This window comes from Paracoccus sp. J39 (genome assembly GCF_000518925.1).
Taxonomy (GTDB): domain Bacteria; phylum Pseudomonadota; class Alphaproteobacteria; order Rhodobacterales; family Rhodobacteraceae; genus Paracoccus.
Map to the genome: position 1 here is coordinate 71,089 of NZ_JAEN01000021.1, position 11,098 is coordinate 82,186.

Annotated in this window: 10 protein-coding genes and 1 pseudogene; 6 read left to right on the forward strand and 5 right to left on the reverse strand. The window is 65.0% G+C overall.

Translation table 11 applies throughout. The features are described 5' to 3' along the window. Position 1 precedes the first annotated feature (1 nt). Complete coding sequence (locus L632_RS0117310) at positions 2-1,216, reverse strand: CoA transferase (protein WP_028717255.1); 1,215 nt, start codon at positions 1,214-1,216, stop codon at positions 2-4. 207 nt (positions 1,217-1,423) lie between these two features. On the opposite strand from L632_RS0117310, the gene L632_RS0117315 reads away from it, so the two are divergent. The 6 genes from L632_RS0117315 (at position 1,424) to L632_RS0117340 (ending at position 6,588) form a co-directional block, all read left to right on the forward strand. Continuing rightward, entirely contained in the window at positions 1,424-2,620 is a 1,197-nt protein-coding gene (locus L632_RS0117315) for a CaiB/BaiF CoA-transferase family protein (RefSeq protein ID WP_028717256.1), read from the forward strand. A 30-nt stretch (positions 2,621-2,650) separates the two neighbouring features. Continuing rightward, complete coding sequence (locus L632_RS0117320) at positions 2,651-3,433, forward strand: SDR family oxidoreductase (protein WP_028717257.1); 783 nt, start codon at positions 2,651-2,653, stop codon at positions 3,431-3,433. An 86-nt stretch (positions 3,434-3,519) separates the two neighbouring features. Beyond that, positions 3,520-4,209, forward strand: a complete 690-nt coding sequence (locus L632_RS0117325) for a GntR family transcriptional regulator (protein ID WP_028717258.1) — start codon at positions 3,520-3,522, stop codon at positions 4,207-4,209. Between the two features lie 87 nt (positions 4,210-4,296). Beyond that, positions 4,297-4,686, forward strand: a complete 390-nt coding sequence (locus tag L632_RS24720) for a hypothetical protein (protein ID WP_036698709.1) — start codon at positions 4,297-4,299, stop codon at positions 4,684-4,686. 16 nt (positions 4,687-4,702) lie between these two features. Beyond that, positions 4,703-5,293 carry an IS630 family transposase gene (locus tag L632_RS24725; protein WP_305809640.1) on the forward strand — a complete coding sequence of 197 codons (591 nt, stop codon included), beginning with the start codon at positions 4,703-4,705 and terminating at the stop codon, positions 5,291-5,293. Between the two features lie 134 nt (positions 5,294-5,427). Continuing rightward, positions 5,428-6,588: a CaiB/BaiF CoA-transferase family protein gene (locus tag L632_RS0117340; RefSeq protein WP_036698712.1), complete on the forward strand. Its 1,161-nt coding sequence runs from the start codon at positions 5,428-5,430 to the stop codon at positions 6,586-6,588. Positions 6,589-6,626: 38 nt separating this feature from the next. Here L632_RS0117340 and L632_RS0117345 read toward each other — a convergent pair whose 3' ends face one another. The 4 genes and pseudogenes from L632_RS0117345 to istA all read right to left on the reverse strand — a co-directional run bounded on the left by L632_RS0117345 (position 6,627) and on the right by istA (position 10,935). Then, on the reverse strand, positions 6,627-7,838 hold the full coding sequence (locus tag L632_RS0117345) for an acetyl-CoA C-acetyltransferase (RefSeq protein WP_028717262.1): 1,212 nt from the start codon (positions 7,836-7,838) through the stop codon (positions 6,627-6,629). Between the two features lie 31 nt (positions 7,839-7,869). After that, positions 7,870-8,574 (reverse strand): annotated as a pseudogene (locus tag L632_RS23010) (acyl-CoA dehydrogenase family protein); the annotation flags it as partial. Between the two features lie 154 nt (positions 8,575-8,728). Further along, positions 8,729-9,484 (reverse strand): IS21-like element helper ATPase IstB, encoded by a 756-nt coding sequence (istB, locus tag L632_RS0117355; RefSeq protein WP_028717263.1) that lies wholly within the window; start codon positions 9,482-9,484, stop codon positions 8,729-8,731. Beyond that, a complete protein-coding gene (istA, locus tag L632_RS0117360; RefSeq protein ID WP_083825881.1) occupies positions 9,481-10,935 on the reverse strand; it encodes an IS21 family transposase in 1,455 nt (484 codons plus the stop codon). Before istA ends, istB begins: the two co-directional genes overlap by 4 nt. Positions 10,936-11,098: the final 163 nt, after the last annotated feature.

Consider the following 11,098-nt stretch of genomic DNA (forward strand, 5'->3'; position numbering starts at 1 on the left):
CCTACGCGGTGGCGACCACGCCCCGATCGACCAGCGCCGCGATCTGGCCCGAACCAAGGCCCAGATGTTCGGCCAGCACCTGTTCGGTATCGGCCCCTAGGACGGAGGCGGGTTGTGGCGGCTGACGGGTCTCGCCGCGCGCCTCGGCCAGCGCGCCGGCGGCAGGGTATTCTGCGCCGCTGACATGGCGCATTACGGTAAAGATCGGGTTCGCCGAAACCATGCGCGGATCGTCCGTCACCGCCTCGGCCAGGCTGCGATAGGGTTCCCAGCAGACTGCCTCGCGATCCAGCGCGGGGCCCAGATCAGCCAGCGTGCGCTGCGCCACGGCGGTCGAGATCACCGGATCCAGCGCGTGGCGATGGCGGTGGCGCTGCCCCTGATCGACCAGGAAATCAACGCCGAGACTTTGCTGCAAGGTGGCAATCCGCTCCTCGACCCCCAAGGCGCGCAGCAGGCCCCGCCATTGCCGGGGCGTGATTGCGGCGATCATGATCCGGCAGCCGTCCGAGGTGTGGAAATCGCGGCCATAGGCACCGTAAAGCGCATTGCCGGCCCGCGGACGGTCACCCCCGGCCAGAACCTCGGCGATCTGGCCGAGATTACCGAGCGAGCCAATGGCCAGATCGCTTAACGCCAGCGTCACCTCTTGTCCGATACCGGTCGCATGGCGCTTGCGCTCGGCGGCCAGCAGGGCAAAGGCGCCATAGGCCCCGGCCAGCAGGTCCCAGGCGGGCAACACGCTGTTCACCGGATCCTCCGCGCCCTCGGCCCCAGTCATCAGCGGCACACCCACGGCGGCGTTAACGGTATAGTCCACGCCGTTGCGCCCGTCCGGCCAGCCCATGATGCGCAGCGTGACCAGATCTGCCCGCCGCGCCGCCAGCGCCTCGTGCGACAGGAAACCCTTGCGCGGATAGTTGGTCACGAACAGCCCCCGGCCGGGACCGGGGGCGGTGATGATCTGGGCGGCAAGCTCCCGCCCCTCGGGGCGAGACAGATCGACGGCAACCGACAGCTTGCCCTTGTTCAGCCCCTCCCAGTAATAGCTCTGTCCGTTTTCCGAGACCGGCCAGCGCCGGAAATCCGGGCCGCCGCCGATCATGTCCAGTCGAATCACTTTGGCCCCGAACTGATTCAGATGCAGCGCGCAGGACGGCCCCGCGATGAAGGACGCGGCCTCGACCACAGTCAGATCGTTCAGAAAATCATACATGCACCGTTCCTCCCATGGACAAAATATTGTGTATTATGCACGAATGCTGCGCCGCGCGAGAAACCGCCCCGCTTGAACTCCTATCGACTTTGTCTAGAGGCGGCGGGCCGAACCTTGACCCGCATCCTGCCCGACCCCCATCCTTGCGCACGAAAGAAATTTACCCTGCGGCAACTGGCCCGCAGGGCGGTGCCGGAAGGATGAGACATGACGCCAACCAAGCCGCTCGACGGGCTTCGCGTTCTGGAAACCGCAGCCTACATCTCGGGTCCTTATGCAGGGGCGCTGCTGCAATCGCTGGGTGCCGAAGTGGTCAAGGTCGAACTGCCCGGCAGCGGCGACGCGTTCCGACGCAGTCAGGGCATCGGCAGCCCGTATTTCTGCCAATACAACGCCGGCAAGAAAAGCGTCGCCATCAACCTCAAGCGCCCCGAGGGGGCCGAACTGGTGCGGCGGCTGGTGCCCGGCTTCGACGTGTTCATCGACAACACCCGCCCCGGCAAGATCGAGGCGCTGGGCCTTGGCCGCGACGTGCTGACGGCGCTGAATCCCCGGCTGATCTACACCACCGTCTCGGGCTTCGGCGATGGCGGGCCGTGGCGCGACCGCGCCGCCTATGACAGCATGGGCCAGTCGATGAGCGGCTTCTACGCGCTGATGAACGACCAAGACGATGCGCGCCTGTCGGGCACCTGCCTGGCCGACCTGATGACCGGGATCATTACCGCGACTGGCATCCTTGCCGCGCTGGCCGGGCGCGGGCTGCACCCCGAGCGTCCGGCCATGATGGTGCAGACCTCGCTGTTGGAGGCGATGTCGTCGGTCACCATCGACGCCTTCACCCAGTTCCGCGAGGACGGCGTCTCGCCCACCCGCAAAAGTCGCCATCCGCAGGCGCAGAATTTCTGCCTGCGCACCTCCGACGGCGGCGGGATCACTCTGCATCTGTCCTCGTCCGAGAAATTCTGGCACGCGCTGACGCGGGCGATGGACCGGCCTGATCTGGCCGACCACCCGGACTTCGCCAGCTACAAGGTGCGGCAGGTGAATTTCGCCACTCTGAAGGCGATCGTCGAGGCCGAATTCCTGACCCGCAACCGCAGTGAATGGGAAAGACGCCTGATCGATGCGGACGTGCCCTTCGCCCCGGTTCTGGACCTGCACGAATTGCACGACCATCCGCAGATGCAATGGCTGGACATGTTCGAGCCACAGGACGGCGACAAGCAATTGCTGCGCGCGCCCTGGCGGTTCGACGGTGTGCGCCCCACCCGTCCGGTCCCCGCGCCCCTGACCGGCCAGCACACCCGCGAGATCCTGTCGGGGATCTGCGACGCGGCCGAACTCGACCGGCTCGGCCGCGAGGGCGTGATCGCCACGGCCGACGAAAGCGCCGCCGCCTGACCTTCACAACACAAGACGGGAAACATTTCCATGGACGTTCTGGATCATCTGTTCGGGGTCGCCGGCAAGACCGTGCTGGTCACCGGCGGCAGCCGCGGCATCGGCGCATCCATCGCTGAAACCTTCGTTAAGGCGGGGGCACGGGTCTATATCTGCTCGCGCAGCGCCACCGATTGCGCCGACACCGCCGCCCGTCTGGCGGAACTGGGTGAATGCCATGCCATCCCTGCCGACCTTGCCACGGCCGAGGGTCGCACGGCACTGGTCGCCGAGTTCCTGTCCCGCGAGGAGAAGTTGGAGGTTCTGATCAACAACGCGGGCGCAATCTGGGCCGCGCCCTTGGCGGAATACCCCGAATCCGGCTGGGACAAGGCTTTCAACCTGAACGTCAAGGGCTTGTTCTTCCTGATCCGCGACCTAGCCCCGGCGCTACGCCGCGCGGGCAGCCACCACGATCCGGCCCGCGTCATCAATATCGGCTCGATCGACGGCTTCCATATTCCCAAGCACGAAACCTATGCCTACAGCTCGGCCAAGGCGGCCGCGCATCAATTATCCAAGCACCTGGCCGACCAGCTTGCGCCCGACCACATCACCGTCAATGTCATCGCCCCCGGCATGTTCCCCAGCAAGATGCTGAAAGGCACGCTGGAGGCGAAAGGCGAGGAAACCATCGTCGCGCCGATCCCGCTGAAAAGGCTGACCAATGGCGACGACATGGGCGGCACGGCGCTGTTCCTGGCTGGACGCGCCTCCGCCTATGTCACCGGCGTGGTCATCCCGGTTGATGGCGGATATGCAACGCTGCTGTAGCCTGCTCAGGGTTCCAGATTGCCGCTAAAGCCCGCTTCGGGCATGCTTCCGCACGTTTCATGCATTATGCTTGGTGACGGATACCCATGCCCGAAGATTCGCCCTTTGCCGGCAAGCGCCAGCAGCTTTCGCACGACGTGGCCACTCATGTGCGCGAGATGATCATCTCGGGCCAGGTGCGCGAGGGCGAATTCCTGCGCATCGACATGCTGGCCAAGAAACTCGGGACCAGCAGCACCCCTGTGCGCGAGGGGTTGCTGCTGTTGCAAAGCGAATCCTTCGTGCGGCTGGTGCCCAGGCGAGGCTTCGTCGTGCTGGGCTTCAGCCAGCAGGACGTGCGCGACATCTTCTGGGCGCAAAGCCTGCTGGCGGGTGAGTTGGCCCGCCGCGCGACCAAGCGCATGACCGAAGAGGAATTCACCGAGATCGAGAGGCTGGGCCGCGCCTATGCCGAGACCGTCGCTGACGGCCGCCCCGACAGCTACCACCAGATCGGTCATGATTTTCACCGCGCCATCAACCGCGCCGCGTGCTCGACCCGGCTGGCGATGATGCTGGGCATGATGGTCCGGCAATTGCCAAACCGCTTCTACGGCATGGTCGAGGGGCAGGTCAGCGACACCATCCGCGATCACGCCCGCCTCGTCGAGGCGATGCGCAAGCGCGACGCCGACGAGGCCGAGCGGCGCATGCGCGACCATATCGCCGGCGGGGCCGACCATCTGATCGCGCATCTGGAAGCCGAGGGGGTCTGGCGCGAGCCCGCCACCGGCTAGAGCGTGCTGCACGTATTGAGATTCATGCTTCCGTTGGGTGATGAGCTGTGATTCCCTGTCTTTGAGGCAGATATTTTGGGGTCAGAGATGGGTAAGCCACATCCTATTGAGCTTCGACAGCGTGTCGTGGATCATGTGTCTGAGGGCAACACGCACCGGTCAGCGGCGGCGCGTTTCAGGGTCTCGGTCAAGTTCGTCAATGACATGGTGAAGCTTGCGAAGACGACCGGGGGCCTTCTGCCGAAGAAGCAGGGCAACGGCGGCGGCCACGGCAAGCTGTCCGCGCATAGGGATTGGGTGGCGGGCCGGATCGGGGAGCGGCGTGATCTGACGACGGCGGAACTGGCGGGCGAGTTCACGGCGATAACGGGAATGCCGGTGCACCGCAGTTCGATCTGGCGGCTCCTGCAGGATCTCGGCCTGACGCACAAAAAAAGACCTGCAAGCCGTCGAACAGAAGCGGCCCGAGGTCACTGAGGCCCGGCGTGTCTGGATCACGAAACGTCAGCCCTTCATGGCCAACATGCTGACGCGGATCGGGTTTATTGACGAAACTTCGATCAAGACCAACATGGCCAAGACGACCGGTTGGGCACCGCGCGGCGAGCGGCTGGTCGACCATGCGCCCTTCGGCCACTGGCGCAGCCAGACCTTCATCGCGGCGCTGCGACATGACCGCCTCGATGCCCCGTGGGTGATCGACGGGCCGATCAATCGCGACCTCTTCGACCTCTATGTCGAGACCCAACTTGCCCCGACCCTTCAGCGCGGCGATGTCGTCATCCTGGACAACCTCTCCAGCCACAAGAGCCCGAAAGCGACTGCAACTTTGCGTAACATTGGCTGCTGGTTTCTGCCGCTCCCGCCCTACAGCCCCGACCTGAACCCCATCGAGATCAATCGGGGGCTCACTCGAACGCATGGCGTTCGCCCCCTCATATTGGCCAAGCTCAAGGCCCTCCTGCGCAAGGCCGCAGCCCGAACCTACGATGAACTATGGAAGGCCGTCGGCAAGGTCTGCGACCTCTTCACCGAAGACGAATGCCTCAATTATTTCATTGCCGCAGGATATGAACCCGAATGAGCGAGACATACTCTAGGCTACAGGTTTTTCCTTGCGCCGCGGCCAGGTTTCCCGTGGCGGCGGCCGGCTTGCTTGCCCGCCCGAAGCCCCGACTCGCATAATGCATCATGCTTGGCAGTAACGCAGAGGACGACATGGGACCGTTGGCCGGACTGAAGGTAATCGAAATCGCGGCGATGGGGCCGGTACCCTTCTGCGGCATGATGCTGGCCGATCTGGGCGCAGAAGTGATCCGCGTGGATCGCGTGGCAGCGGCCGACATGGGGATCGAGCGCCCTTCGGAGTACGAGTTGCGTGGCCGCAACAAGCGCTCGGTCGCGATCGACCTGAAAAGCGAAAACGGCCGCAAGGCGTTCTTCCGGCTGGTCGAAAGCGCCGATGTGGTGCTCGAGGGGTTCCGGCCCGGCGTCTCGGACCGCATGGGCATCGGCGCCGATGCCTGCCTGGCGGTGCGCCCCTCGCTGGTCTTCGGCAAGGCCACCGGCTGGGGACAGGACGGCCCGCTGGCCCAGACCGCAGGCCATGACATCAACTATATCGCGCTGACCGGTGCGCTGGACATGATCGGCCCGGCGGGCGGGGCGCCGGTGCCACCCCTGAACCTGCTGGGCGACTACGGCGGCGGGGCAATGTTCCTGGCGCTTGGCGTATTGGCGGCGGTGTTCGAGGCGCGGCGGACCGGACAGGGCCAGGTGGTCGATACCGCGATGGTGGACGGGGTCAACATGCTGCTGGCGGTGTTCCACGGCTTCAATGCAGCGGGCCAGCTGAACTTGCAGCGTGGAGGCAATATCCTTGATGGCGGGGCACCCTATTACACCACCTACCAGACCTCGGACGGGCGCTACATGGCTGTCGGCGCCATCGAGGCGCGCTTCTACGCCGAGATGCTGAAACGCATGGAACTGGACCCTACCACCCTGCCCAAGCAGAACGACCGCGCCGAATGGCCGCGCCTGCAAGCGGCACTGGCGCGGCGATTCCTCGATCATACGCAGGCGGAATGGGCCGAGATCTTCGAGGGCAGCGATGCCTGCGTCTCGCCCGTACTGACGCTGGCCGAGGCTGCGCGCCATCCCCACAATGTTGCGAGGGGCATTCTGACCGACGTGGCGGGCATACCCCATCCGACGCCCGCGCCGCGCTTCTCGCGCTCGCGTTGCACTATCACCCGGCCCCCCGCGCGCGAGGGGGAACACAGCGTCGAGGTACTGCGCGATTGGGGTCTGTCCCAGGCCGAGATCGACGCGGGGCTGAGCGAGGGCTATATCGCCGCCCGCACCACCCCGGCCTGAGACCTTTTGGAACGGGCTCCTTCGGGCGTCCGTTTTTTCTAGGCCAGGCGCTTGAAGATCGCAGTCAGGCCCTGGCCGCCGCCGATGCACATGGTTTCCAGCCCGTATTGCGCCTCGCGCCGGCGCATCTCGCGCAGCATGGTGGTCAGAATCCGCACACCGGTCGCGCCGACCGGATGACCCAGCGAAATCCCCGAACCGTTGACGTTCATCCGCTCAAAATCATCCTTGCCGAAACCCCATTCACGGGTGCAGGCCAGCGCCTGTGCGGCGAATGCTTCGTTCAGCTCGATCAGGTCGATATCCTTCATCTCCAGACTCGCACGGGCCAGCGCCTTGGCGGTCGAGGGCACCGGGCCGATGCCCATGCGATGCGGCTCGACCCCGGCCACGGCCCAGGTGATCAACTCACCATAGGGGCGCAGGCCCATCTTTTCGGCGGTGTCGATATCGGTAACGACACAGACCGCCGCCCCATCGTTCTGGCCGCTGGCATTGCCGGCGGTCACGGTCGATTCCCGGTCCGATTTCAGCATGATCGGCTTCAGCGTGGACAGCTTTTCCAGTGAAACACCGGGCCGGATATGTTCGTCGCGGTCCACCACCACGTCGCCCTTGCGGGTCTTGACGGTCACCGGCACGATCTCTTCGGCGAAGCGGCCATCTGCGGCCGCCGCAGCCGCGCGACGGTGCGAACTGACGGCCAGTTCATCCTGTTCCTCACGCGGGATCGAATATTCACGGCGCAGGTTCTCGGCCGTCTCCAACATCCCCCCCGGCACCGGATAGCGGAACCCGCCCGAGGTCACGCGCCCGCGCGCCAGCCGGTCATGCAGTTGCGCCGGACGCCCGCCAGTGCCCCAGCGCATGTCCTCGGTGTAATATTCCGAGCGGCTCATGCTTTCGCAGCCGCCCGCCAGCACGATGCTGGCAGCACCCGTCTGGATGCGCATGGCGGCGTCGATGACCGCTTGCAGGCCCGAGCCGCAGCGGCGGTCGATCTGGATGCCCGGCGTGGTGACGGGCAGGCCCGCGTCCAGCGCGGCGACGCGGCCGATCGCCGGGGCCTCGCCGTTCGGATAACACTGCCCGAAGATCACGTCGTCGATCCGCTCAGGGTCGATGCCGGTGCGGGCCAGCACCGCCTCAATCACCGTGCGACCCAGATGCGTGGCGGGCACGTCCTTGTACATGCCGCCATAGCCGCCGACCGCCGTCCTGATCGGTTCGCAGATCACAACCCGTTTCATCGCTGTCTTCCTTTCCGTTTGGGGGCCGCCGTCAGTTCCGCGCGGCCAGCAGGCCCCGGCCGACGACATGGGCCTGAATTTCCGCAGCACCCTCGAAGATGTTCAGGATGCGGGCGTCGCACAGCACGCGGCTGATCTCGAATTCCATCGAATAGCCGTTGCCGCCGTGGATCTGCAAAGCCGCGTCGGCATTGGTCCAGGCGACGCGGGCGGCCAGCAGCTTGGCCATGCCGGCCTCGATGTCGCAGCGCCGGCCCTTGTCCTTCTCGCGCGCCGAGAAATAGGTCAGTTCACGCGCCATGACGATTTCGACCAGCATCATCGCCAGCTTGTCGGCAATGCGCGGGAAGCTGGCGATGGCGCGGCCAAACTGCCTGCGATCCAGCGCATAGCGCAGCCCCAGGTCGAAGGCCGAACGCGCCACGCCCACCGCGCGGGCGGCGGTCTGGATACGCGCGCCCTCGAAGGTACACATCAACTGGCGGAAGCCCTGACCCTCCTCGCCGCCCAGCACGCCGTCAGCCGGGACACGAAAGCCGTCGAAGGACAGTTCGTATTCCTTCATCCCGCGATAGCCCAGCACCTTGATCTCGCCGCCGGTCATACCCTCGGCCGGGAAGGGGTTGTCGTCCGTGCCGCGCGGCTTGGGCGCCAGCAGCATCGACAGCCCATCATAGCTCTTGCTGTCCCGGTTGGTGCGCAGCAGCATGGTCATCAGGTCGCTGCGTGCGGCATGGTTGTCAACGGCGGAGCAAAAGTCGGCCGGGGCGGCGGCGTAAAGTCCGGCCAGTTGGGGGGTGCGCCATGGCGCGCGCGCTGGCCACATAGCTGGCGCGAGCCATGGCGCACTGGCCCCTTAGGGCCAATCGTGGGTAGATATTTTATGGTGATCAGCGCTGTTTACGGGCTGTGCTGTTGGCGAGGCGATAGCTTTCGCCGTTCATCTCGATGATGTTGACGTGGTGGGTCAGTCGGTCGAGCAGCGCGCCGGTGAGACGCTCGGAACCGAAGGTTTCCGTCCATTCATCGAAGGGCAGATTGCTGGTGATCAGGGTCGATCTGCGCTCATAGCGCTGCGAGATCAGCTCGAACAGCAATTCGGCGCCGGTCTTCGACAACGGCACGAAGCCAAGTTCGTCGATGATGAGCAGCTTGTATCCGGCCATCTGCTTCTGGAAGCGTAGCAGGCGGCGTTCATCGCGGGCCTCCATCATCTCGCTGACCAGCGCCGCAGCGGTGGTAAAGCCAACGGACAGGCCCTTCTGACAGGCGGCCAGCCCGATGCCGAGGGCGACATGGGTCTTGCCGGTGCCGGACGGGCCGAGGGCAATGACATTCTCGCGCCGTTCGATCCATTCGCACCGGGCCAGTTCCAGCACCTGCATCTTGTTCAGCTTCGGGATAGCCGCAAAGTCGAAGCTGTCGAGGCTTTTGACGGCCGGGAACTTCGCGGCCTTGATGCGACGGTCCACCATCCGCCGTTCTCGATCGATCAGTTCAAGTTCGACCAGCCGGGCTAGGTATCTAACATGGTCCAGCCCTTCCGTCGCGCATTGGCGGGCCAGTTTCTGATGCTCGCGCAGGAAGGTGGGCAGCTTCAGCGCCTTGAGGTGATGGGCGAGCAGGATTTCCGGCGCATCATTCATGCCGCGCCCTCCGCACCGACCGAGAGTAGCCGCATGTAAGATACGGCCCTGGTCTTCTCGACTGTGGCCTTCGGCAGGTAGGGATAGCAGTCGAGGTCCAGGCGCGGTGGTCGGCGCTCCACCCGGCAAAGCAGAAGATGCTTCACTGCATCAAAGCTGATCGCCCCCATCCGGAGGGCCTGCGTCACGGCAGCCCGCAGATCGGCGAGATCGAAAGTCTCCAGAAGCCGCAGAACCTGGACATATTCGCGTCGGCCATGGCGGTTCATCCGCGCCTCCATCAGCCGGCGCAACGTGGCGAACTCCTCTGGTAGGTCCCAGCCCTGCAACGGTGCTGCCTGGTCGAGCGCATTGATCTTCTGCTCGATCAGCGGAAGGTAATGGATCGGGTCGAAGACGATCTCATCGCGTTCCCAGCACCGGGGATGGCGGGCGATCACCTCGCCACGACTACCGATCACCACTTCATGCATATAGGCCCGGATCCAGACATCCTGATGGCCGTAGGCGACGGGCACCGAGTAGTCGTTGGTCTTGTAGCGCACGAGCGATTGCGACGAGACGCGGCCGGTCTCCTGATCGCAGGCATCGAAGGGAGCCGCAGGGAGCGGGCGCATCGCGGCAAGGTCACGCTGCAGTCTTTCCCCGATCGTCTCGCTTTCACCGCGCAAGACAGCACGCTGTCGCTTGCGGCATTGCTCCTCCAGCCAGAGGTTGAACGCTTCCCAGCTCGCGAACTCCGGCATCGGCACCATGAAGTTACGCCGCGAATAGCCCACCAGACCCTCGACATTACCCTTGTCGTTTCCCTTGCCCGGGCGGCCATAGCGATCCCGGATCAGGTAATGCGACAGGAAGCCGCTGAACAGCTCCGCCCGCTTGCGGGTGCCGTCGGGCAGGATCTTCGCCACAAGGCAGCGGTCGTTGTCGTAGAGCACAGACTGGGGAACCGCGCCGAAGAACGCAAAGGCATGGATGTGGCCGTCAACCCAGGCCTCGGCCACCGCCGCAGGGTAGGCCCGCACATAGCACGCATCGCTGTGCGGCAGGTCCAGCACGAAGAAGTGGGCCTTCTGCTCGACGCCCCCGATCCGGACCTGCGCCTCGCCGAAGTCGGCCTGAGCATGGCCCGGCGGATGCGACAGCGGCACAAATACCTCCTGGCCCCGCCGTTCCCGCTCCCGAATGTAGTCCTTGATGATCGTATAGCCGCCGGTAAAGCCGCACTCATCGCGAAGCCGGTCGAACACCCGCTTGGCCGTATGCCGCTGCTTGCGCGGCATCGAACGGTCCGCCTCCAGCCAGCCCTCGATGATCGGGATGAAAGGATCAAGCTTTGGCCGCCTGACCTCGGCCGTCCGTCGGTAGCCCGGTGGCACCGAGAAGGTCATCATCTTCGCAACCGTGTCACGCGAGATGTTGAACACCCGCGCCGCTTCCCGCTGGCTCATGCCTTCCGCGCAAGCCTGGCGAACTCTCAGATATAGGTCCACGCTGTAAATCCTCACGCCCTCCCTGCCGCCGCAGAAAGGGAATAGGTGGACGACTTTTACGCCGCCCGCAGCAGCACCAAGCCACCGCTACCGTGGACGAATTTCCCACCGCCGTTCTCAC

What these genes read in the sequence shown, in the direction of transcription:
- istB (WP_028717263.1), bottom strand. Translation starts at nt 9,484, where the DNA reads ATGAATGATGCGCCGGAAATCCTGCTCGCCCATCACCTCAAGGCGCTG.
- L632_RS0117340 (WP_036698712.1), top strand. Translation starts at nt 5,428, where the DNA reads ATGGGACCGTTGGCCGGACTGAAGGTAATCGAAATCGCGGCGATGGGG.
- L632_RS0117310 (WP_028717255.1), bottom strand. Translation starts at nt 1,216, where the DNA reads ATGTATGATTTTCTGAACGATCTGACTGTGGTCGAGGCCGCGTCCTTC.
- L632_RS0117345 (WP_028717262.1), bottom strand. Translation starts at nt 7,838, where the DNA reads ATGAAACGGGTTGTGATCTGCGAACCGATCAGGACGGCGGTCGGCGGC.
- istA (WP_083825881.1), bottom strand. Translation starts at nt 10,935, where the DNA reads ATGAGCCAGCGGGAAGCGGCGCGGGTGTTCAACATCTCGCGTGACACG.
- L632_RS0117315 (WP_028717256.1), top strand. Translation starts at nt 1,424, where the DNA reads ATGACGCCAACCAAGCCGCTCGACGGGCTTCGCGTTCTGGAAACCGCA.
- L632_RS0117325 (WP_028717258.1), top strand. Translation starts at nt 3,520, where the DNA reads ATGCCCGAAGATTCGCCCTTTGCCGGCAAGCGCCAGCAGCTTTCGCAC.
- L632_RS24720 (WP_036698709.1), top strand. Translation starts at nt 4,297, where the DNA reads ATGGGTAAGCCACATCCTATTGAGCTTCGACAGCGTGTCGTGGATCAT.
- L632_RS0117320 (WP_028717257.1), top strand. Translation starts at nt 2,651, where the DNA reads ATGGACGTTCTGGATCATCTGTTCGGGGTCGCCGGCAAGACCGTGCTG.